The sequence below is a fragment of the Kitasatospora sp. NPDC094015 genome, assembly GCF_040304075.1.
In the GTDB taxonomy this organism is placed as follows: domain Bacteria; phylum Actinomycetota; class Actinomycetes; order Streptomycetales; family Streptomycetaceae; genus Kitasatospora.
Window position 1 is genome coordinate 266,156 of record NZ_JBEOUL010000002.1, and the last position, 22,927, is coordinate 289,082.

Here is a 22,927-nt window from a genome sequence, read left to right on the forward strand (position 1 = left end):
GTGTGCCCGCTCGCTCGCCCCCGGGTCAGACCGTGCGGACCGGCATCGCGCGGTAGCCGCGCAGGACCAGGCGCTCGCGCCGGGGCGGGGCGGCGGCCGGGGCGAGCGCCGGGAAGCGGTCGAGCAGGGCGGGCAGGGCGAGGTCGGCCTCCAGGCGGGCGAGGCGGGCGCCGAGGCAGAAGTGGGCGCCGGCGCCGAAGCTGAGCGGCCGGCCCGCCGGGCCCGCCGGGCCGCAGTGGGCCGGGTCGAAGCGGTCGGGGTCGAAGCGGTCGGGCTCCGGATAGCGGGACGGGTCGCGGTTGGCCGCACCGAGCAGGAGCAGCACCCCGGTGCCGGCCGGGACGGGGACCCCGCCGAGCCGTTGCCCGTCCCCCTGCACCATCCGGGTGGTGAGCTGCACCGGTGGGTCGAACCGCAGCACCTCCTCGGTGACGGCGCCCGGCGCGAGCCGGCCGGCGCGCAGCCGGGCGAGCGGCTCCGGGTGGTCGAAGAGCAGCTGCAGGGCGTTGCCCAGCAGGTTGGTGGTGGTCTCGAAGCCGGCCACCAGCAGCACCACCAGGTTGGCGATCAGCTCGTGCCCGCCGAGCCGGCGGCCGTCCGCGGTGGCGACCTCGACCAGGTCGCTGACCAGGTCGTCGCGCGGATCCGCGGCACGGCGGGCGGCGAGCGTCAGGAAGTAGTCGCCGAGCTCCTCGGCCGCCAGGTCGGCGGCGTCCAACTCGGCCGGTTCCGCGTCGAGTTCGAGTGCGGCGGTGAGGTCCGTGGCCAGCCCGCGGAAGCGGTGCTGATCCTGCTCGGGCACGCCGAGCAGTTCGCAGACCACTCCGACCGGGAGGCGGAAGGCGAAGGCGTCCATGAAGTCGACCGGGGTACCGCCGGCGCCGCGCTCGGCCAGCTCGTCGAGCAGCCGGTCGACGGCCAGCGCCACGGCCGGGGCGAGGGCGGCCACCCGGCGGGCGGTGAAGACCGAGCCGATCAGCGACCGGACCCGGGTGTGGTCGGGTGCGTCCGTCTCCAGCACGGACCGGGCGAACAGCTCCCGGGCCGGTCCGGCGACCGGCGGCCGGCCCACCTCGGGCTGCTGTTCCGCGCTCCGTACCCCGAAGGCCGGGTCGCGCAGGACCCGGTCGGCCTCCCGGTACCCCGTGACCAGCACCAGCCCGTCGCCGCAGGGCAGTACCGGGCTCTGCTGCCGGGCCAGCTCGTACAGCGGGTACGGGTCGGCCCGGCCCTCCGGTGACACCAGGTGCTCGATGATCGCCATGCCGTCCACGGCACCGCCCCCTTGATCGTGATCACTCCGCCCCGGGAGCAACGGACGGCGGGCGCGGCGGCGTTCCCGGGCTGCAGGGCCGGCCCGCACCCGGCCGCGGCGGAGCCGCCGACACCCGGCCGGGACCCCGGGTGGGCGGGGCCGCGCTGAGTAGGGTGGCGGGATGGAGATCTGGATCAACCCGCGCTGCGGCAAGTGCCGCAGCGCCCTCACCGACCTGGACGCGGCCGGGGCCGAGTACACCGTCCGCCGCTACCTGGAGGACCCGCCGACCGCCGCCGAGCTGGAGCAGGTGCTCGGCCGGCTGCTGCTGGAGCCGTGGGACATCACCCGGCTGGACGAGCAGGTGGCCAAGGACCTGGGCATGAAGCAGTGGCCGCGCGAGGCGGCCGACCGGGACCGCTGGATCGCCGCGCTGGCCGAGCACCCGATCCTGATCCAGCGCCCGATCATCACCGCGGACGACGGGCACGCCGTGGTGGCCCGCACCCCGGAGGCGGTCCGCTCGGTCCTCCCCGGCTGATCGGCGCGGCCGGGCCCCGCACGGTCAGGTGCGGGTCGTGGTCCGGACCTCCTCGCCCGGGCGCCAGGAGCGGATCACCAGCCGGTCGCCGTCCACCGTGGTCAGCACCACCTCGGACAGGCCCAGCCGGAAGGCGTGGTACGGGCCGGGCTGGGCCTGCGGGAGCTCGCTCTCGTACGCGGCGAGCTCCAGCGCGTCGGTGAGCTCGGCGGCGACCCCGGAGATCTTGGCGTCGCCGTCGACCATCGTCTCGTCGCCCGGGTGGCTGTGCAGGGCGTAGCGCCCGTCCCGTTGCAGGTCGCGGGCCTTCACGGCGCCGAACATCGACCCGGCCGTCAGCTCCGCGCCGATGAACTGCACCTCGGTGCCGCTGACCCGCGGCGCGCCGTCCCTGCGCAGGGTGGCCAGCACGTGGTGCTTGTGGGCCTCGAACCGGGCGCGTACGGCGGGTGCGAGATCCGGGGCCTGCTGTTCGAAATCCTGCCAGGTAGCCATGGCGCCAGTGTGCCAGCGGCCACCGACGGACCGGCCCAGGCCGGGCCCCGGGTCGGGGGCCGACAGGCGCTGCCGCCGGTGGTCGCTCTCGGTGGTCGCTGTCGGTGGTCACTGCGAGACTGGCCGGATGGCACAGACCTGCATCGCATTCCTGCGCGCGATCAACGTCGGCGGGCGGACCGTGAAGATGGAGCGGCTGCGCGCCCTCTTCGCCGAGCTCGGGCTCGAGCGGGTGCGCAGCTACATCCAGAGCGGGAACGTCTTCTTCGACACCGAGGAGCAGGACCTGTCCGCGCTCGGCCGGCGGATCGGACGGCATCTGGAGGCCGCCCTCGGCTTCCCGGTGCCGACCATGGTCCGCACCGTCGAGGAGGTCGAGGAGCTGGTCGCGGCCGAGCCGTTCGCGGGTGTGGAGGTGACGCCGGAGCTGCGCCTGTGCGTGGTGTTCCTGTCCGAACCGCTGCCGGGGGGCCTGGAGTTCCCGCTGCGCTCGGCCAAGGGCGACTGGGAGATCCTCGGGGCCACCCCGGGCGCGGCGTACGTGGTGATGCACCTGCGCGGCGGCCGGCTCGGGTCCAACCCGGCCACCGCCCTTCCCCCCGGGTACGGCGGCCAGGGCACCTCGCGCTTCTTCCACACCACCGCGAAGATCGTCGCGGCGGCCCGGAAGGCCTGAGGCCGCCGGGTCCGGAGGGCCGGGCCGGCGGGCCGTCAGTGCGGGAACATCCGCGGCGCCCGCAGCCCGGCGAGGCCGTCGCGGAACTCCTCGACGGCGGTGCTGATCTGGCGCAGCAGCACGGTGTGCTCGATCCGGTCGAGGTAGCGATGCCGGGCGGCCAGCGCCTCGACGGTGACCGAGAAGTACAGCGTCATCAGCGGGTTGACGAACAGCTCGCTGTGCCGGGTGCGTTCGGTGAACCGGACGTCGCCGAACTCGCCGCGCACGGCGGCGGCGACCGATCCGTGCACGATGCTGGGGTGCTCCGGGAAGGCGTCCCGGGCGTGCGCCACCGCGTCCAGGTAGAGCGCGCCCTCGCGGGAGTCGCGGGGCAGCGAGAAGGCGCCGAGGTAGCCGCCGGCCCGGTCGAGCGCGGCCAGGTTCTCCAGCACCAGGCTGTGGTTGACGCCGTGGTAGGCGTCGACGCCGAACCCCAGGCAGCTGACCAGCCGTTCGGGGACCTCGGTCAGGCCGGCCACCGCGCCGAGGCTGGCCATGTCCTCCTCCGGGGTGCCGAGCCCCGCCTCGTCCCCGCACATCAGGATGTCGGTGCCGCCGTCGACCAGCAGGATCGCGTCGATGCCCAGGTGTCGCACGAGCGCCCGGTAGGCCGCGCGCAGCGGCCGGACGCCCACCCGGTCGAAGGCCCAGACGGTGTCCGGCATGCCGTGGGTCCGCAGCCAGCGAGCCAGGGTGCGCTCCGGGAAGTACCGCTCGGCCGACCGGGTGTCGGGGCGGACGGCGGCCACGTCGGACTCCAGCCAGACGTCGGTGTCCAGGCCGTGGAGGTGGCTGAACGACAGGTTGGCCAGGTGCACGTCCTTGCCGGCCTCGCGCAGCGCGAGGGCGATCGGCAGGCCGGCGTAGACGTCGAAGCCTCCGCCCGCGCCGGCGATCAGGATCCGGTCGGCGGCCATCAGGCGGGTGAGCAGCGGGGGTTCGAAGAGCGAGGGCACCGGCGGACGCTACCAGGGCGGCGGCCGCCGCCGGGCCGGTTTTCACCTCCGCCGGGCGGTCGCTAGACCCGCGGTCCCCACAGCTGGTCGGTGCAGCGGGCGTAGGTGTCGCGCCAGTGCGGCCAGTGGCGGGCGGTCTCGTGGTCGCAGTCGGCGAGCAGCCGGTCGATCTGGTCCTCGGGCACGCCGTCGAGCAGCCAGACCAGGGCGTCCGAGGAGGCCGGGCCGTCGGCGAGCCGGATCAGGTCGAGCAGCTCGGGCAGGGTGCCGATCCGGGAGCCGGCCGGGAAGACGCCGGCCATCCGCGGCAGCAGCTGGCGCTCCTCGATCCGCAGGTGGGTCTCCAGCCGGGCGGCCAGCTCCTCGACCGCGTACGCGACCGGCCAGCTGCTGGCCGCGTCCCGGGTGGCGATCCGGACCAGGGTGGTGACCCGGGTGAACGAGTGGTCGAGGTTGTGGTGGTCGGCCTCCAGCCAGTTGAGCAGCAGCCGCAGCTCGGGGACGAACCGGCGCAGCAGCGGCCAGAGCCGGGTGTCCTGCTGCTCGTGGTGGCAGGTGATCATGGCGATCATGAAGTCCCAGTGCCGCTGGAGCGCGTCACCGGCCACCGTGTCGCCGGGCTGGAGCAGCCGGAGCGCGTTGGGCAGGCGGGCGAGGTCGCGGCGCAGGGCGGCGTGCACCAGCTGGAGGCCGGCGAACGGGATCGGCTCGGTGGGCGGTTCGGCGGTGGCCCGAGCGCTCTCCCCGTCCGGCTGGGCGGGGACGTGCGGGGTCCTGACGGGCAGCAGGTGGCTGGGCATGGCGCTCTCTTCACGACTGGCTGAGGCTGGCCGCTGCGGACTCCGCATCTGCGGCGTCCCGGCCCGGGTCTCCAGGGTGGTGATATGCCATCAGGGTCGAATCAATGTCTGATTGACGCGCAGGTCAGCGGGGTCGTCGGCGGTTTTCGCCGGCCTGCCGCGGGGCCTGCCCGACCAGTATCGCGCGTGCCGCCCCCGGGCGGGGGCGGCTTCGCGAACCCCGTCCCGGGTCAGTCGCTCTCGGGGCCGGCCACGTTCTTGGACAGCCACTCCAGGGTGAGCGGGATCATCTTCTTGAAGTCGGAGGTCAGGTGCTTGCCGCCGGGCTGCTCGTAGTACTCGACGGTGGCGGGCGCCTTCACCTTGGCCACCCAGGCCTTGACCGTCTTGACCTCGCCGGTGTTGGCCTGGCCGGCGGTGGCGAGCATCCGGACGTCCGCGGTGCCGACGGCGGCCAGCTGGTCGGGGCTGTTGGCCAGCCGCTCCTGCTCGTGGCCCTTCCAGAGCGGGGAGTCCGGGTTGAAGTACCCGTCGATCGGGACGGCGGCCTTGAACACGTCCGGGTGCTGGAGGGCGAGCTTGGCGCTGCAGAACGCGCCGGTGGAGGCACCCATCACGGCCCAGCCGTCCCGGCCCTTGACGGTGCGGAAGTTGGCGCGGACGAAGTCCGGGATGTCCTCGGCCATCCAGGTGCCGATCTTGGGCTGGCCGGGGATGTCCGCGCACTCCATGGCGGTGGCCTCGCTGGAGTTCAGGTTCTGCACCGGCATGATCATGATGAACGGGTGCGCCTTGCCCTGCTTGGTCAGCTCCACGTCGGCGGCCTGGATCGGCAGCTGGTTGTCGGTCCAGGTGTTGTAGCCGGCGCTCTGGCCGCCCGCGTAGAGGGTGAGCACGGGGAAACCGGTGTTGGCGTACTTGGGGTCGTTGTACTCCGGCGGGAGCCAGACCCAGACCTTGCCGGTGACCCCGGACTTCGCCCCGGTCAGCGTGGTCGACAGGATCGGGCCGACCCCGGTCTGCCCGACCGTCTTGAGCTCGGCGGCCGGTCCGGTCGGCTTGAGCACCTTCGAGGCCTTGGTGGGGCTCGGCGGGGCGGCGGGGGCGGACCCACCGGCCGTCTTCGCACCGTCGCCGACCGGCTTGCCGGTGTCGGTACTGCCGCACGCCGCCAGGGCGGCGGCCAGGCCGAGGGCGGCGACGGCGGACAGGACGGCGCGGGTACGGGTGGCGAGCGGCTGCGGCTGCACGGTGGGGACTCTCCGAGCGGTGTCTCGCCCGGTCGGTGGATCCGGGCAGTGGCCCCGACGGGGCCTGGGAACGGGCGACCGACCACTGCGCGTCAGCCGCCCCGGAACTGGCACGGCGGGCCCCGAACGGGGACCGCAGCACCTGTGATCCTATGACGGGTCGACCCCGCGACCGGTTGCGCCACAGGGGCGGAACCCCCCGTCCGGCGGGGGTCTCACCCCGCCGGAGGACAGGGTCGGCCCGCGGGCCCGTCCCGCCGGGCCCGGCGTACGACGGGCGGCACGGACGCCCCGGCCGGCGCCTCGCCCGGGGCCCGGCGTGACCACTCTCACGCCGGGCCGCGCCGTTCCGGACGTCCCGCCAGCGGGCCCGCCGCCCGCCGGTGCCGGGCTTGGACGCTCGTACCAGTGACGCGCCGGGCCGGGGCGGGGGATCATCGGGGCAGCGTCGAGCACCGAGGAGCAGCACGTGTCGCAGCAGGTCGCCGTGGTCACCGGAGCCGGCAGCGGGGTCGGGCGGGCGGTCGCCCTGGAACTCGCCGGGGCCGGGTGGCAGCTGGTCCTGGCCGGGCGCCGCAGCGAGCCGCTGCGCGAGACCGCCCGGCTCGGCGCGCCCTCGGCGGCCGTGGTGCCGACCGACGTCACCGACCCCGCCGCCGTGGACGCGCTGTTCGCCGAGACCGCCGAACGCTTCGGCCGGCTCGACCTGCTCTTCAACAACGCCGGCACCTTCGGCGCCCCGACCCCGGTCGAGGAGCTGGGCCACGCCGAGTGGCGGGCGGTGGTCGACCTCAACCTCACCGGCGCCTTCCTGTGCGCCCAGGGGGCGTTCCGCCAGATGAAGGGGCAGCGGCCGCAGGGCGGGCGGATCATCAACAACGGTTCGATCTCCGCGCACGTGCCGCGCCCGCACAGCATCGCCTACACCGCGACCAAGCACGCCGTCACCGGTCTGACCAGGTCGCTCTCGCTGGACGGCCGCCCGTACCGGATCGCCTGCGGCCAGATCGACATCGGCAACGCGGCCACCGACATGACCGAGGCGATGAGCGTGGGAGTGCGCCAGGCGGACGGGCGGATCGCCGCCGAGCCCACCATGGACGTGGCCGATGTCGCCCGGACCGTGCGGCAGATGGCCGAGCTGCCGCTGGAGGCCAACATCCAGTTCGCCACCGTGCTGGCGACGGCGATGCCGTACATCGGGCGGGGCTGAGGGGCGGCCGCCCGGAACGGCGGCGCGCCACCGGGTCCGGGGCGAAGCCGTGACCCCCGCCGCGGCCTCGCCGGGCGGGGATCGGGGGGCCGGGTCAGCTGTGCCAGGTGTCGTTCAGCGTGACCTTGCCGCCGGCCGGGACGGTGGCGGTGCGGTTGGCGCCGCTCTCCCAGGTGACCGAGCCGTTCGCCTCCTTGCGGAGGTACTTGTACTGGAAGGCGGTGCCCGCCGGCAGGGCGAGGTCCAGCTTCCAGACCGGGTAGGACGCCGAGGAGAGCGGCAGCGCCTTGGCCGGGTCCCAGCCGCCGAGGGCGGCGTTGTCGCCGACCACGAAGATGTTCTGGCCGAACACCGTGGTCGCGTTGACCGCGAACGAGGCCCCGGCGGCCGCGGAGGAGGACGGGGAGGGGGACGCGGTCGTGCCGCCGCCACCCGCGCCGACGTACAGCGCGACCGCGTCGCCCGCGCCGACCGTCGCGGTGAACCTGCCGTCCGCGCCCACCGTGTAGCTCACTCCGGTGCAGCCGCCGGCGACCGGGTCGCCGTGCTGGACGTCGCAGTAGCTGCCGGCCGGCAGCGAGGTCTGGAAGGTCCGGGTGAGCGGGCCGCTCTCGTGGTTGATCGCCACGTAGCCCTTGCCGCCGCGGCCGAACGCGATCGCGTTGCTGCCGTCGGACCACCAGTCGGTCAGCGCGGTGCCGGCCACGGCGTTGCGGAAGCCGACCATGTTGGCGACCTGCCGCCAGGCGTGGGTGCAGTTCCAGCCGTCCTGGTAGCAGGAGTTGACGGTGCCGCCGTTCGGCGGGCCGTCGTCGTTGCCGTTGAAGGCGTAGCCGGAGTAGACGTTGGGCGATCCGTACGGCGAGGCCAGCAGGAAGACGTTGGCCAGGGTGTAGGTGTTGCCGTACTTGTAGGTGAGGGTGGAGCCGTTGCGCTCGGTGTCCCAGTTGTCGACGAAGGTGCGGGCCTGGGAGCTGCCGAGCAGGCCGGAGCCCCAGGTCGAGAGGTCGGCGATGCGGCCGCCGTCGAAGGCGCTCTTCAGCCAGGTCGCGGAGCGGAACTCGTCGACGTCGCCGGTGCCGGTGTACTCGGCGGGCTGGATCGGCTCGCCGGCGCCGTAGATCACCTCCTGCACCCAGTAGGCGTTCGGGTTGCTCGTCCTGGCCTTGATGGCCGACAGGTCGGCGGCCGCGATGTGCTTGGCCGCGTCGATCCGGAACCCGTCGACGCCGAGCGAGAGCAGGTCGCTGAGGTAGTTGGCGATGGTCTGCCGGACGTACGCGCTGCCGGTGTCGAGGTCGGAGAGGTTGACCAGCTCGCAGTTCTGCACGTTGCCGCGGTCGGCGTAGTTGGAGATCGCGGTGCGGCAGGAGTGGAAGTCCTGGTCCTGGTAGTACCCGGGGTAGTTGTACTTGCTGTAGACCGTCCCGCCGGTGCCGGTGCCGGAGCCGGCGGACATGTGGTTGACCACCGAGTCGGCGATCACCTTGACGCCCGCCGCGTGGCAGCTGGCCACCATGGCCTGGAAGGAGGTGCGGTCGCCGAGCCGGCCGGCGATCCGGTAGCTGACGGGCTGGTAGGAGGTCCACCACTGGGCGCCCTGGATGTGCTCCTGGGGCGGCGAGACCTCGACGAAGCCGTAGCCCTTGGGGCCGAGCGTGTCGGTGCAGGCCTTGGCGACCGAGTCGAACTTCCACTCGAAGAGGGTGGCGGTGACGTCCTTGCCACCGCCGGGCGGGGTGGCGTCGGCGCTGGGCGCCAGGGTGAGGCCGGCGCCGATCGACAGCGCGAGGGTGGCTGCGGCAGCCAGCGCGCCGGTGGCGCGGGCGGGCCGGCGGGTGGGGGGAAGGGTGACCACGATGTCTCCAGGGGGCGGGTGGGCGGCCTGGTTCGGCCCGTGGACGCAGGTGCACGGGCGGGTACGGCGGGGGCGGTGAGGTGGCACGGCGGAGCCGACGGGTGCGGAAGGTGGGGCGCGACCCGGCGTGAAAGCCCGCTGAAAGCTCATTGAAACTTTCAGGAAACTTGCAGTGCGCTGGAAACATATGGCCGCGTCGTGGGCGCGTCAAGGGCGTGCGCGGCAACGGTTCGGCCCGGCCGCCGGGCACGGCGGCGCCACCGGCCGCTCCCCCAGCGGGGGCGGGCGGTGGCCGCGGCGGCACCGGAAGGTCGACACGGTGCCGGAACAGCAGCGGCGGGTGCGGACCCGCCGTCGGAGCGCGTCAGACCGCGTCGGGCCCGCGCTCCCCGGTGCGGACCCGGACGATCCCCTCCACCGGGACGGACCACACCTTGCCGTCACCGATCTTCCCGGTCCGGGCGGCGGCCACGATCGCCGCCATCACCGCCTCGGCGTCGGCGTCCTCCACCACCACCTCCAGCCGCGCCTTGGGCACCAGGTCGATCCGGTACTCGGCACCCCGGTAGACCTCGGTGTGCCCGTGCTGGCGGCCGTACCCGCTGGCCTCGGTGACGGTCAGTCCGTGCACCCCGAGCTCCTGCAACGCGGTCTTGACCTCGTCCAGCTTGAACGGCTTGACGACGGCGGTGATCAGCTTCATGGCGCGGGGTTCCGTCCGGGGTCCGGGGTGCGTGGCTGCGGCGGCGCGGGCCGCGAAGGCCGGCGCGGTCCGGGACGACGCGATCGTACCGCCGAAGGGCCCGGCAGCCGTGGCTGCCGGGCCCTTCTTCACCGAGCCGGTGTCAGCTGGTCTGGATCGCGGTGTCGTCGATCACGAAGCTCGTCTGCAGCGAGGAGTCCTCGACGCCGTTGAACTTCAGGGTCACCGTCTGACCGGCGTAGGCCGACAGGTCGACGGTCTTCTGGGCGTAGCCGGTGGCCTTGTTGAGGTTCGAGTACGAGGCCACGGTGGTGCCGTTGACCGTCACGGTCAGCTTGTCGTACGCGGTGGTGGTGGTGGTCTCCGCGGTGTCGATGTGCAGCCAGTAGCTGAGGGTGGCGTGGCAGCCCGCCGGGATGGTCACCGTCTGGGCGGCGGAGTCCGTGTGGGTGGAGCCGTAGCCGTTCAGCCAGGCCTTCCAGGAGCCGGAGTGGGCGGCCTGGGAGGAGCTGCTGTCGACCACGCCGGAGGTGGTGGTCCACGGCGCGGCGGAGCCGGTCTCGAAGCCCGCGTTGCCGAGCAGCTGGGTCGAGGTGCAGCCGCCGCCGGTGCTGTTGACCGTCCAGGTGAAGCTGGTGGTGCCGGTCTTGTTGGCGGTGTCCTTGGCGGTCACGACCACGCTGGAGGTGCCCGCGGTGGTCACCGTGCCGGTGATCTTGCCGGTGGAGGCGTTGATCGACAGGCCGGCCGGCAGGCCGGTGGCCGAGTAGGTCAGCGCGCCGGTGCCACCGGTGGCCGAGATCTGCAGGTTGACCGCGGTGTTGACCTGGGTGGTCTGGTTGCCGGGGTTGGCCACCACCGGCGAGTTGCTGACCACGGAACCGACGTTGACGCCGGCCCAGGTGTTGGCGACCGCGGCGGCCTCGGCGCTGCTCGCGCCGTACAGGTCGTTGGCGGCGTTGATGGTCGCGGTGCGCGCGGCCGCGTAGTTGGTGGTGGAGGTCATGTAGGTGGTCAGCGCGCGGTACCAGATCGCGGCGGCCTTGTCCCGGCCGATGCCGGTGAGGGTGGAGCCGTTGGAGGTGGGGCTGTTGTAGCTGACGCCGTTGATCACCTTCGCGCCGCTGCCCTCGGCCAGCAGGTAGAAGAAGTGGTTGGCGACGCCGGACGAGTAGTGGACGTCCTTGTTGCCGACGGTGGAGGACCAGTAGTCGGCGGAGGCCCCGTCCTTGGACGGCTTGTCCATGTAACGGAGCGGCGTGCCGTCCCCGTTGATGTTGATGAGCTCGCCGATCAGGTAGTCCGGGTTGTCGGACGGGATGTTGGCGTAGAACTCCACCATCGAGCCGAAGATGTCCGAGGTGGCCTCGTTGAGGCCGCCGGACTCGCCCGAGTAGTTGAGGTTGGCCGTGGCGGCGGTGACGCCGTGGCTCATCTCGTGGCCGGCCACGTCGAGTTCGGTGAGCGGGGCGGTGTTGTTCGCGCCGTCGCCGTAGGTCATGCAGAAGCAGGAGTCGTCCCAGAACGCGTTGACGTAGCCGTTGTCGTAGTGGACGCGGCTGTAGGCGCCGACACCGTCGTTGCGGATGCCGTTGCGGCCGAAGGTGTTCTTGTAGTAGTCCCAGGTCATCGCGACGCCGTAGTGGGCGTCGACGGCCGCGGACTCCTTGTTGCTCGCCTGGCCGTTGCCCCAGGCGTCGGTGGACTTGGTGAACAGGGTGCCGTTGCCGGACGTCCCGTTGTTCATGTTGGTGGTGTACATCCCACCGCGGGTGGTGTCCTTCATCTGGTACGTCGAACCCGACAGCGTGGTGCCGATGGTGACGTTGCCGACGAAGACGCCCTGGCCGGTGCCGGTCTGGATGCCCTCGAACGAGTGGATCACCGCGCCGGTGCTGGAGTCGGTGACCACGTGCAGCTTGCTCGGGGTGCCGTCGGCCTCCTTGCCGGACACCACGGTCTCCCAGGCGAGCCGCGGGTTGCCGTCGGCGGCCCAGACGACCAGGCGCGGGGCGGCCTCCAGGCTGGAGCCGGCCTCGGCGGCGAGCGCGGTGGCCTGCGCCTTCGGGGCGGCCAGGGCCGGGGTGGTGCTGACACCGGTCAGCGAGGCCTGGGTGGCCTTGTCGACACCCTTCACGACGCCGCCGGCGGTCTGGTGCACCACCAGGTCACCGCCGAGCACCGGGAGTCCGGCGTAGGTGCGCTCGTAGCGGAAGTGCTGGGTCCCGTCGGCGTCCTTGAAGGCGTCCTTGACGACCAGCTTCTCCTGGCTGCCGAGGCCGAGGGTCTGCGCCAGCGCGGCGCTCTGCTGGCCGGCGGCGGCGAGCGCGGAGGCGTGACCGGCCGCCGAGACCGGGGCGGGAGCGGCCGGAGCGGCCTGCGCGGCGACGACCGGGAAGCCGGTCACCAGCAGCGCGGTGGTGGCGGCGAGGGCGGCCAGACTCGTCCGGGCATGGGTGTAGCGGGGCATGCAGACTCCTTTTCCGACCGGCGCGGGGTCACGTCCGGTGGAGAGAACCTGGCCGCGGGGTTGCGGCGCAGCGGGGGCCCTGCCGCTGGTGCGCGGCGTGGGTGCGGTGCGATCAGGAGCGGAGCGAAGTGCGGTAGCGCTGAACCTGCGCTGGATCGGCTGCACCGGGGGGTGGGGCCCCACTCGTCTGCAGCCGGGGGAATCGTGGCAGCAAACGGACCATGAATGACAGATGCATGCCACTGATTGGCCAATTACTGCCAATGGCACCGCAAAGCCGGAGCGGTGCCACGGTCGCGGCTTCCTGGGCATGGATGTCGTTGCGCTTCGGCAGCGATGGAGCTAGCCGCCGCACTGCGCGCGTAGACCGGCCGAACGGACGGTCGGTTCCGGAAGATCGCAAGGGCCCGTACATGTCAGACTCTTCAAGCCTGGAGCGGCCTTTTTCGGCCACCGGCGCCCCCGAGACCCCCGTACGCCACAGGGGCCCCGCGGTGGCGGGGCCCCTGTGGCGCAAGGGATCTCGGTCAGTTCTGCACGAACACCGCCACGGACCGGGCCGGCACCGTGAAGGCGCCGGTGGCCGGATCGAACCCGGCCTGCTTGACCACCGGATCGGCGCCCTGCGCCTGCACCCGGTGCAGGCTCTGGGCGGTGCCCGCCAGCACGGCCACGGTCTGCCGCTGGGTGGTCGGGGTGGCGTTGAAGACCACGGTCAGGCCCTTCTCGGCGCCGGCCAGCCCGGTGCCGTCCAGGTGCATGGTGATCACCCCCGGGGTCTCCCCCGCACCGCCGGACAGCGGGAAGGACAGCCGGCGCTGCACCTCGGCGGCGCTGCTCAGGGCGAACAGCGGCGAGGCCTGCCGGATCCGCAGGAACTGCTGGTAGATCGCGCTGCTCGCGCCGGTCTCGTTGCAGCCGACGGTCAGCCGGGGATCGGCCAGCAGCGACTTGGCGACCGGCCACATCGCCTGGTTGTCGGCGGCCATCGGCACGCCCCGGCCCCAGCCGTTGCCCTGCCGGCAGTCCCAGTGGATCGCGTTGAACCAGTCGCCCGAGTCGTAGGAGTTGGCGTCCAGCGACTTGGAACGCAGCAGGTCGCTGCCGGCCTGGGCGAAGCCCGGCCCCTGGGCGAGCGCGGTCAGCGACAGCCCGAGCGCCTGCATCCGGGCCCGGTCGGCCGGCGCGGTGGCCGGCGGCAGCTTGTACGCGAGCGCGTCGAACAGGTCGGCGTTGTCGTGCGCGTCCAGGTACTCGACCGCCTCGCCGGGCGCGGCCGCGTAGCCCGTCGGGGCGCCGTTGTAGTCGACGCCCGCACCGGTGACGGCCTTGCCGCTGCTGTCGGTGAAGCCGAATCCGGCCAGATTGCCGGCCAGTGCGACCTTGATCTGGTCCATCTGGTGCAGCAGCCGGGCCTTCTGCTGCTCGGGGGTGCCGTTGTCGGCCGAGCCGTTCGGGTCGGTGAACAGGCCGGAGGCGAAGCCCTGTTGCGGGGCGGAGGTGAGCTGGAAGTTGCCGCCGCGCGCGGCGTCGCGGATCCGGTCGTTGAAGGTGGCGATCCCGGTGCCCGCCATGTTCGCCTGGGTGGCCTGGACGAACCGGGCGTCGTCGGCGACGGTGCCGAAGTTCCAGCCCTCCCCGTACAGGAAGACGTCCTTGCCCTCGACCCCGTCCCGCTGCGCGGTCAGCGTGGACAGCGCGGAACGCACGTCCAGCATCGTCGACTTCGGGTCGAGCCCCATCAGGTCGAAGCGGAAGCCGTCCACCCGGTACTGCCGGGCCCAGGTCACCACCGAGTCGACCACCAGCTTGTTCATCATGGCGTGTTCGGGCGCGGTGTCGGCGCAGCAGCTGTCGGTGGTCACCTGGCCGCTGTCGCCGAGCCGCTGGTAGTACCCGGGCACCACCTTGTCGAGCACCGAGTGCTCGGCCTGCCCGGCCGCGGCGGTGTGGTTGTAGACCACGTCCAGCACCACCCGCAGGCCTGCCTCGTGCATCGCCTGCACCATCGCGCGGAACTGCACCGTGCGCGCGGTGCCGGTCGGATCGGTGGCGTACGAGCCCTCGGGCACCGTGTAGTGCAGCGGGTCGTAGCCCCAGTTGTAGGCGTCGCCGGCCTGGACGGCCGCCACGCACTCCTGCTGCTTCTCGCCGTCGGCCGGCAGCGCGGCCAGGTCGCAGGCCGGCAGCTGCTGCTCGGCCCGGTTCTCCCGGATGGTGGCGATGTCGAAGGTGGGCAGCAGGTGGATGGTGGTGACGCCGGCGGCGGCCAGCTCGCGCAGGTGCTTCATACCGGCCGACTGCGACTCGGTGAAGGCCAGGTAGGTACCGCGCTCGGGGGCAGGCACCGTGCTGTCGGCCACCGAGAAGTCGCGGACGTGCAGCTCCTGGATCTGCTGCCGGACGGCCGGGACGGCGGGCGGGGTGCGGTGCTCGTCCCAGCCCTTCGGCTTGTTGGCCCGGTCGGCGAGGTCGGTGACCAGGCTGCGCCGGGAGTCCGCCGACAGGGCCACCGAGTAGGGGTCGGTGACGGTGTTGGTGACCACCTGCTGGACGCCGGGCGCCCACACCTTGACCTGGAACAGGTAGTAGCGGCCGTCGAGTTCGCCGGAGTCCCGGGTCAGCGACCAGACCCCGCTGGCCTCGTCACGGCGCAGCGGCACCGTGCGCGGGGTGCCGCCGGTGGCCCGGTCGAAGAGCTGGACGGACACCTCGGTGGCGGTCGGCGCCCAGAGCGAGAGGGTGACCGTCCGGCGGTCGCGGCGCAGCCAGTCCTGGCCCGGGCGGGCGGTGTAGACCGGGCCGAGCCGGGCGGCGGCGGCCTTGCCGGCGTACAGGTCGTCGAGCACGCCGGGGATCTGCACGCCGGTGCCGGCGAGCACGGCGCCGTTCGGCAGGTGCTCGGTGAAGATCAGCTGGCTGCGCAGCGCGGCGGTGACCCGGCCGGTGTCGCGCGGGTCGACGGTGAAGGCGCGGTAGCCGGCCAGGTGCGGGTACTTGGCCCGCTGGGCGGCGGTCAGGCCGCCGGCGGTCGGGGTGAGCCGGATCCAGTGGCCGGGCCGGGTGAGCGCGCCCTTGTCGGCCTTGATGCCGCCCTCGGGGTCGTAGACCAGCTGGGCGCTGGTGCCGCCGGCGAGGGCGGTGTCCCCGGCGCCGTACCCGGCCGGGACCACCACCGTGGTGGCGTCGATCCACTGGGCGCGGGCGGAGCCGAGGTCGAGCTGCGAGCTGCTGCCGGGGGCCTGCGGGAGCAGGTGGCCCTCCTGGCCGCCGATGATCCAGACCTCCCGGCCGGTGGTGGCGAGGTCCAGCGACTGGTCGGTGGGCAGGTCCTTGTCGTTGCCGTTGTGCAGGATGTAGCTGAGGCTGGTGGCGCCGGGGGCGAGCGGCACCTCGAAGACGGCGCCGAAGGCGTCGGTGCGGGCGGGCGGCAGCGGGTTGCCCCAGTCGGTGGGGGTGGCCGCGCCGGTCCAGTCGTGCAGGCCCCAGCCGGTGTAGGTGCCGTCGGCCCGGTGGTAGTGGATCACGGCGGTGCCGGCCGGGACGGGGGTGACCGGGTCGGGGTTGCTGGTGCGGACGGTCGGGTCGCCCTCCTTGAGCCAGATCTCCCCGGTGCTGCCGAGCTCGATGTGCCGGTCGGTGTCGACGTCCTTGGTGCCGTCCTTCTCCACCAGGAAGCCGAGGTCGGCGGCGCCGTTCTTCAGCTTCACGTAGGCGAACGCCCCGTAGGCGTCCCGGCCGGTGAAGGGGTGGCCGGCCGGCCAGGGGGTGGACTCGCCGTCGGCGAGGTCGCCCCAGGCGTAGAGGTTCCAGCCGTCGTAGTCCTCGTCCCGGCGCTGGTAGTGGACCACCGCGTACGGGCGCGAGGACGCCGTGGGCACCGGCGCGGGCGCCGGGGTGCCGGTGGTGAAGCTCGCGGTGGCGGAGCGCAGGTGGCCGCTGGAGTCGCGGACCACGGCCTTGTAGCGGACCACGGTGCCGGGGGCGGTCCCGGTCAGGTCCTGGGTGACCCGGTAGTCGCCGTTGTCGGCGGTGCCCAGGGTGCGCCAGGGGCCGGAGCCGATCTGGGCGGCGAAGCTCACCCGGTCGAAGCCGCCGCCGGGCACCGCGGCCCCGACGGTGACGGTGCCGGTGGCCCCGTCGGCGGGGGCGTGCAGGGTGATCGCGGGGGCGGCGGTGACCGGGGCGAGCTTCCCGGCGGCCTTGAGGACCACCGAGGAGAGCGCCGGCACGGTGACGGTGACCTTCCGGTCGGCGCCGCTGGTGAGCCGCTGCCCGGCCGAGGGGTAGAGCCGGTCGAAGGCCATGCCGGCGGAGAAGGTGTCCAGCGTGACGGTCTTCGGCTCGGCCGCGTTGTTGACCGCCACCAGGTACTCGACCTGCTGGGTCGCGTCGATCCGGGAGAACGCGTACACCCCCGGGCCGTCGGCGGCGTAGCGCTCGATCTGGGCGCCGTCGGCCAGCGCGGGGTTGTCCCGGCGCAGCCCGGCGAGGGTGGAGATGCCCTGGTAGAGGGGTCCGGTACGGCCGTAGCGGTCGGCGGACCCGGGGGCGCCGCCGATCACCGGGTCGCTGTTGTAGGAGGGGGTCTTCGAGGCGAACATGTCCTGGCGGGCGTCTTTGTCGCCGCCGGCGCCGGTGAAGCCCTGCTCGTCGCCGTAGTAGACGACCGGCTGGCCGCGGGTGAGGAACTGGAGCTCGTTCGCCAGCTGGTCCTTGCGCAGCAGCTGCTCGGGGCCGGCGCCGGGGTCGTCGGTGCGCAGGAAGGAGCCGATCCGGCCCATGTCGTGGTTGCCGAGGAAGGTCGGCAACTCGTAGGCGTCGGTGTCGGCGGTGGTGTAGCGGTAGTCCTGGCCGTAGACCGAGGCCAGCGCCTCGGCGGAGCCGTTCTGCGAGACGTAGGAGCGGGCCGCCTCCTGGAACGGGAAGTCCAGGGTGGCCTGGAGCTTGCCCCGGGTGACGTACGGGGAGGTGATCGCCGGGTCGCCGGAGTAGACCTCGCCGAACATGAAGAACCGCTTGTCGCCCTGGTCGGCGGCGTACTTCTTGAGCGCCGGCGCCCACTGCTGCCAGAACGCGAGGTCGACGTGCTTGACGGTGTCGATCCGGAAGCCGTCGACGCCGGTCTCGCGGACCCACTGCTCGTAGACCTTCTTGAAGCCCTCGACCACCCTGGGGTTCTGGGTGTCCAGGTCGTCGAGGCCGGAGAAGTCGCCCTCGGTGGCGGACTCGCCGGCGAAGGTCGAGTCGCCGCGGTTGTGGTAGAGCGCGGGGTCGTTCAGCCAGGACGGGGTCTTGGCGGTCGCGTCGGCCTTGGTGCGCAGCACCGGGCTGTACGGGAAGGAGTCGGCGGTGGTTCTCGGCCAGGGTGCGCCGGCCGCGGCGAGCGCGGTCTCGTCGACCGGGTTGCCGTCGGTGTCCAGGGTCGGGTAGGCGCCGGTGGAGCGGTAGCCGTGGCTCTGCTCGCGGTTGTCGAGGACGTCGGCGGTGTGGTTGGTGATGACGTCGAAGAAGACCTTGATGCCCTTGCGGTGCGCCTTCGCGATCAGCTCCTTGAGCTGGGCGTTGGTGCCGAAGTGCGGGTCGACCTGGGTGAAGTCGGTGATCCAGTAGCCGTGGTAGCCGGCCGAGGCGTCGGCGCCGGTGCCCTGGACCGGCTTGTTCTTGAAGATCGGGGCCATCCAGATCGCGGTGGTGCCCAGGCCCTGGATGTAGTCGAGCCGGTCGATCAGGCCCTGGAGGTCGCCGCCGTGGTAGAAGCCCTTGTCGGTGGGGTCGAGGCCGTTGTCCAGGCGCCCGCCGGTGACGCCGCCGGTGTCGTTGGCGCTCGAACCGTTGGCGAAGCGGTCCGGGAGGACGAAGTAGAACTGCTCCCGGGTGAGGTCGTGCCGGCCCGCCGTGGCCGCCAGCGCGGCGTCGGACGGCGGGGTGGGCGGGGCGGCGGCGGCCACCGGGGCCGCGCCGAGCGTGACGGCGATCAGAGATGCGGCGAGCAGGACTGCGGCTCGGCCGGGGGTGCGGTGGGGCGTCGTGCTCCGGGGTGGGCGGGGCTGGACTTCGGCCACGGCTGGCTCTCCCTCGATGCGGCTCGTCGTCGATGAGTGGCCGGACCGTAGCGCGCTGAAATATGTTTCAGCAAGATGCTGAAATTGTTGCAAGCAAGGTCTTGACCGAACCGTTGCGCAGGCAGCAGAGTCGAGTTCGCCCGCCGGACACCTGACCCCCGGCGGGCCACAGCCCCCTCCGTACCCGGACCACGGCCCTGCGGCACCCCTACGGCCGGTCGGCCGTACCCGGACCGCCGGTCAAAGGTCCGGTCAAGAACGACCACCCGCGTTCGACCGGCCGTTACCGTCGAGCCACAATGGTCGATATGCGTCCCTATACCTCTTCTACCCGTACCCCCGTAGGGGGACGGTCGGTGAAGAATCCCCGACCAGAGGATGAGCAGGCGGCCACGGGACGTCTGGCAGACTTCTCGTCCATGGGGGAACCGACCGAGAGCAACGCAGCCGACGCCGACCGCGCCGACGCGACCACCGGTGGTTCCGTGCCTGGCGCCGCCCGACCGGGCCGGCAGCCGGACGGAGCCACCCGGGTCGCCCAGTCCTCCCGCGCCGCCCTGCGCGGCCGGGTCCGCGAGCAGCGCAGACGGCCCGCCCGGCCGCGGCTCTGGTTCGAACTGGCGCTGATCGGCATCAGCTACTGGCTCTACTCCCTCGTCCGCAACGCGGTGCCCGAGCAGGCCTCGATCGCCCAGCGGCACGCGACCTGGATATGGGACTTCGAGCGCTCCCTCGGCATCGCCCTGGAGCGCTCGGTGAACCACGCGGTCGACTCGGTCGGCTGGCTGGTGGTGGGGATGAACTACTACTACGCCACCCTGCACTTCATCGTCACCATCGGTGTCCTGGTCTGGCTCTACCGCAGGCACCCCGGCCGCTACGCGGCGGCCCGCACGGTCCTCTTCGTGACCACCGGCATCGCGCTGGTCGGCTTCTACTTCTTCCCGCTCGCCCCGCCCCGGCTGATGACCGGCGGAGGCTTCGTGGACACCGTGCTCACCCACCACACCTGGGGCTCGATGGCCTCCGGCGCCGGCGCGCACGTCTCCAACCAGTACGCGGCGATGCCCTCGATGCACATCGGGTGGTCGCTCTGGTGCGGGCTCACCATCTTCTTCCTGGCCCGCCCGCTCTGGGTCCGGCTGCTCGGCCTGCTCTACCCGGCGGCCACCCTGGTCGTGATCATCTCGACCGCCAACCACTTCTGGATGGACGCCGTCGGCGGCGCCCTGTGCCTGACGGTCGGCTTCGTCGCCGCCCGGGCCGTCTACCACGTCTGGGTCTACCAGCTGCCCCGGCTCCCCGGCGGCCCGCAGGAGAAGCCGGTCACCGTGCCCGAGCAGTGGAGCAGCACGGTCGGCGTCGGCCCGCGCTGACCCTCCCCCGCCACCGAAGGCCCCGCCCGGATCCGTCCGGGCGGGGCCTTCGCCGTGGCGGGGCTCCGGGCTTCCTGGTGGCCGGACGGGCCCTGGTCACGGACCGTAGAACAGCCGCTCCACGACCGCGCGGGCCCGCCGGGTGGTGCGCCGGTAGTCGTCCACCAGCTCGCCGCTGTGCCCCTCGCCGTAACCCAGGTAGCGGGCCACCCCGGACAGCTCGCGCGGATCGCCCGGGAAGGAGTCCCCGGCCCGGCCGCGCACCAGCATCACCGCGCCGCGCACCCGGGAGGCCAGCACCCAGGCGGTGTCCAGCACCGCCGCGTCCTCGGCCTCGATCAGCCCGGCCTCCGCGGCCGCCGCCAGCGCCGCCCTGGTCCGGGTGGTGCGCAGCGCCGGCACCGCGTGCCCGTGCTGGAGCTGGAGCAGCTGGACCGTCCACTCCACGTCGGCGAGCCCGCCGCGCCCGATCTTGGTGTGGGTGGTCGGGTCGGCCCCGCGCGGCAGCCGTTCGGACTCGATCCTGGCCTTGATCCGACGGATCTCCACCAGGTCCCGCTCCGGCACCCCGGCGCCCGGGTAGCGCAGCGGATCGATCAGCGCCCGGAACCGCTCCCCCAGCTCGGCGTCGCCCGCCACCGGCTCCGCGCGCAGCAGCGCCTGGCTCTCCCAGACGTGCGACCAGCGCCGGTAGTACGCCTCGTACGAGGCCAGGCTGCGCACCAGCGGGCCCTGCCGGCCCTCCGGGCGCAGGTCGGCGTCGACCACCAGCGGGGGTTCGGTGGCGGGTGCGGCGAGCAGGGTGCGCAGCTCGTGGCAGACCGCGTGGGCGGCCCGGGCGGCGTCCTCGTCCAGCATGCCGAGCAGCGGTTCGTGCACCAGCAGCACGTCCGCGTCGGAGCCGTAGCCGAGCTCGTTCCCGCCGAAGCGGCCCATCGCGATCACCGCGATCCGGGTCGGCAGCTCGCCGTGGGCCGCCTCCCAGCCCGCGGTGCAGGCCCGCAGCGCGCCCTGCAGGGTGGCCGCGTTGAGCGCGGTGAGCGCCTCGCCGGCGAGGTCGAGGGCGCGCGCCGGGTCGGGGTCGAACCGGCCCAGCAGGTCGGCGGCGGAGGTCCGGAACAGCTCCCGGCGGCGCACCGCACGGGCCGCCGCGACCCCGGCCGCCGCACTGCCGGCCCGGCCGACCGCCGCCAGGATCTCCTGCTCCAGCGCGGCCCGGCCGCGCGGCACCAGCCCCTGCGGGTCGCCGAGCATGGCGACCGCCTCCGGGGCCCGCAGCAGCAGGTCGGGGGCGAGCCGGCCGGCCGACAGCACCCGGGCCAGCCGCTCGGCGGCGGCGCCCTCGTCCCGCAGCAGCCGCAGGTACCAGGGGGTGCGGCCGAGCGCGTCGGAGACCAGCCGGAAGTTGAGCAGCCCGGCGTCCGGGTCGGCGGAGTCGGCGAACCAGCCCAGCATCACCGGGAGCAGGGTGCGCTGGATGGCGGCCTTGCGGCTGACGCCCGAGGCGAGCGCGGTCAGGTGCCGCAGCGCCGCGGCCGGATCCGCGTAGCCGAGTGCCTCCAGCCGGGCCTTGGCGCCCTCGGCGGTGAGCGCGGCGTGGCCGAGCCCGGCCGCCCCGGCCGGCAGCTCCGCGACCGCGTCCAGCAACGGGCGGTAGAACAGCCGCTCGTGCAGCCGCCGCACCTCGACCGCGTGCCGCTTCCACTCCCGGTCCAGCGCGGTCACCGGGTCGGCCCGGGTGTCGCCGTTGATCAGCGGCGACAGCGAGCGGGCCAGCCGGCGCAGGTCGTCGGGGTCGGTCGGCACCAGGTGGGTGCGGCGCAGCCGGTGCAGCTGGATCCGGTGCTCCAGCGAGCGCAGGAAGCGGTAGGCGACGTCCAGCGAGGCGGCGTCGGCGCGGCCGACGTAGCCGCCGGCGCTCAGCGCGGCCAGCGCCTCCAGCGTGTTGCCGCTGCGCAGGGCCGGATCGGTGCGGCCGTGCACCAGCTGGAGCAGCTGGACCGCGAACTCCACGTCGCGCAGGCCGCCGGGGCCGAGCTTGAGCTGGCGGCCGACCTCGGTCGCGGGGATCGCCTCGACCACCCGGCGGCGCATCTGCTGGACGTCGGCGACGAAGTTCTCCCGCGCCGCCGCCTGCCAGACCAGCGGCGCCGTCGCCTCGACGTACGCCGCCCCGAGCTCGGCGTCGCCGGCCACCGGGCGGGCCTTCAGCAACGCCTGGAACTCCCAGGTCTTGGCCCAGCGCTGGTAGTACGCGAGGTGGCTGGCCAGCGTCCGCACCAGCGGGCCGTTGCGGCCCTCGGGGCGCAGGTTGGCGTCGACCGGCCAGATGGTGCCCTCGCCGGTGGTGTCCGAGCACAGCCGCATGGTGCGCGCCGCCAGCCGGGTCGCGGCCCGGGTGGCCCGCTGCTCCTCCACGCCCTCGCGCGGCTCGGCCACGAAGATCACGTCGACGTCCGAGACGTAGTTGAGCTCCCGGCCGCCGCACTTGCCCAGGCCGATCACCGCCAGCCGGCAGTCGGCGGCGGCCTCCTGGTCCTCGTCGGCGGCGATGTCCAGCGCGGTCTGCAGGGTCGCCCCGGCCAGGTCGGCCAGCTCGGCCGAGGTCTGCGGCAGGTCGGTGGTGCCGCTCAGGTCGCGGGCGGCGATCGCCAGCAGGCACCGGCGGTAGGCCGCGCGCAGGGCGTCCGGCCGGGTGGCCGGCGCCACCGCCCGGACCCGGTCGGCCAGCTGGCGCCGGAACTCCGCCTGGCCCGGGTGCATGTCGCGCTGCTCGAAGGTCTCCAGGGCGTGCCAGTCCCGGGGATGCCGGGCCAGGTGGTCGCCGAGCGCGGCGGAGGCGCCGAGCACGCCGAGCAGCCGGTCGCGCAGCGGCTTGGAGGTGGTGAGGGTGTCCCGCAGGGTCGCGCGCTCGCCCTCCTCCAGGGCCTCCAGCAGCCGCGCGAGACCGAGCAGCGCGAGGTCCGGGTCCGCGGTGGCGCCGAGCGCGTCGATCAGCACCGGATCGGCGGCCAGGCCGTGCAGGGCCGGTTCGGCGAGCAGCCGCACCGCCTGTTCCGGGTCGGTGAAACCGCGCCTGACCAGGCGGATCTCCGGCCGGCTGATCCGACTGCCGGCCCGTTCCTCCAGTGCCATCGCCCCTCCGCTGCGCCGGTCGGCCCCGCGCGCCGCGGGAGCCATGAGCCTACGATCCCAGCACCCGGGGGCGCCGCCTCGGGCGGGCGCGC

General features: G+C 73.5%; 14 protein-coding genes. 4 read left to right on the forward strand and 10 right to left on the reverse strand.

Annotated features, from left to right (window positions below; genetic code table 11):
• Positions 1–25: 25 nt before the first annotated feature.
• Positions 26–1,264 carry a cytochrome P450 gene (locus ABT014_RS03510; protein WP_350636575.1) on the reverse strand — a complete coding sequence of 413 codons (1,239 nt, stop codon included), beginning with the start codon at positions 1,262–1,264 and terminating at the stop codon, positions 26–28.
• 172 nt (positions 1,265–1,436) lie between these two features.
• On the opposite strand from ABT014_RS03510, the gene ABT014_RS03515 reads away from it, so the two are divergent.
• A complete protein-coding gene (locus ABT014_RS03515) occupies positions 1,437–1,796 on the forward strand; it encodes an arsenate reductase family protein (protein WP_350636577.1) in 360 nt (119 codons plus the stop codon).
• Positions 1,797–1,820: 24 nt separating this feature from the next.
• On the opposite strand, the gene ABT014_RS03520 is transcribed toward ABT014_RS03515, so the two are convergent.
• Entirely contained in the window at positions 1,821–2,291 is a 471-nt protein-coding gene (locus ABT014_RS03520; protein WP_350636579.1) for a pyridoxamine 5'-phosphate oxidase family protein, read from the reverse strand.
• A 127-nt stretch (positions 2,292–2,418) separates the two neighbouring features.
• Between ABT014_RS03520 and ABT014_RS03525 the strand changes: the two genes are divergently transcribed.
• Positions 2,419–2,967 carry a DUF1697 domain-containing protein gene (locus ABT014_RS03525; RefSeq protein ID WP_350636581.1) on the forward strand — a complete coding sequence of 183 codons (549 nt, stop codon included), beginning with the start codon at positions 2,419–2,421 and terminating at the stop codon, positions 2,965–2,967.
• A 35-nt stretch (positions 2,968–3,002) separates the two neighbouring features.
• Here ABT014_RS03525 and ABT014_RS03530 read toward each other — a convergent pair whose 3' ends face one another.
• From ABT014_RS03530 to ABT014_RS03540, 3 genes are all read right to left on the reverse strand, one after another.
• A complete protein-coding gene (locus ABT014_RS03530; protein WP_350636583.1) occupies positions 3,003–3,965 on the reverse strand; it encodes a DUF1152 domain-containing protein in 963 nt (320 codons plus the stop codon).
• A gap of 62 nt (positions 3,966–4,027) precedes the next feature.
• Positions 4,028–4,765 carry a hemerythrin domain-containing protein gene (locus ABT014_RS03535; RefSeq protein WP_350636585.1) on the reverse strand — a complete coding sequence of 246 codons (738 nt, stop codon included), beginning with the start codon at positions 4,763–4,765 and terminating at the stop codon, positions 4,028–4,030.
• Positions 4,766–4,995: 230 nt separating this feature from the next.
• Positions 4,996–6,015, reverse strand: a complete 1,020-nt coding sequence (locus ABT014_RS03540) for an alpha/beta hydrolase (RefSeq protein WP_350636588.1) — start codon at positions 6,013–6,015, stop codon at positions 4,996–4,998.
• 469 nt (positions 6,016–6,484) lie between these two features.
• Between ABT014_RS03540 and ABT014_RS03545 the strand changes: the two genes are divergently transcribed.
• Positions 6,485–7,228, forward strand: coding sequence for an SDR family oxidoreductase (locus ABT014_RS03545; RefSeq protein ID WP_350636590.1), 744 nt, complete (start codon positions 6,485–6,487; stop codon positions 7,226–7,228).
• Between the two features lie 94 nt (positions 7,229–7,322).
• Here ABT014_RS03545 and ABT014_RS03550 read toward each other — a convergent pair whose 3' ends face one another.
• The 4 genes from ABT014_RS03550 to pulA all read right to left on the reverse strand — a co-directional run bounded on the left by ABT014_RS03550 (position 7,323) and on the right by pulA (position 18,324).
• Positions 7,323–9,086: a carbohydrate-binding module family 20 domain-containing protein gene (locus ABT014_RS03550; protein ID WP_502894831.1), complete on the reverse strand. Its 1,764-nt coding sequence runs from the start codon at positions 9,084–9,086 to the stop codon at positions 7,323–7,325.
• Between the two features lie 364 nt (positions 9,087–9,450).
• Positions 9,451–9,789 carry a P-II family nitrogen regulator gene (locus ABT014_RS03555; RefSeq protein ID WP_350636592.1) on the reverse strand — a complete coding sequence of 113 codons (339 nt, stop codon included), beginning with the start codon at positions 9,787–9,789 and terminating at the stop codon, positions 9,451–9,453.
• 142 nt (positions 9,790–9,931) lie between these two features.
• The gene (locus tag ABT014_RS03560) at positions 9,932–12,259 is read right to left on the reverse strand and encodes a M4 family metallopeptidase (RefSeq protein ID WP_350636594.1); all 2,328 of its coding nucleotides are present in this window, start codon (positions 12,257–12,259) and stop codon (positions 9,932–9,934) included.
• Between the two features lie 527 nt (positions 12,260–12,786).
• Positions 12,787–18,324, reverse strand: coding sequence for a pullulanase-type alpha-1,6-glucosidase (pulA, locus tag ABT014_RS03565; protein WP_350636596.1), 5,538 nt, complete (start codon positions 18,322–18,324; stop codon positions 12,787–12,789).
• A gap of 419 nt (positions 18,325–18,743) precedes the next feature.
• Between pulA and ABT014_RS03570 the strand changes: the two genes are divergently transcribed.
• Positions 18,744–19,700, forward strand: coding sequence for a phosphatase PAP2 family protein (locus tag ABT014_RS03570; protein WP_350636598.1), 957 nt, complete (start codon positions 18,744–18,746; stop codon positions 19,698–19,700).
• A 96-nt stretch (positions 19,701–19,796) separates the two neighbouring features.
• Here the strand turns inward: ABT014_RS03570 and ABT014_RS03575 are convergent, their stop codons facing one another.
• The gene (locus ABT014_RS03575; protein WP_350636600.1) at positions 19,797–22,835 is read right to left on the reverse strand and encodes a bifunctional [glutamine synthetase] adenylyltransferase/[glutamine synthetase]-adenylyl-L-tyrosine phosphorylase; all 3,039 of its coding nucleotides are present in this window, start codon (positions 22,833–22,835) and stop codon (positions 19,797–19,799) included.
• Positions 22,836–22,927: the final 92 nt, after the last annotated feature.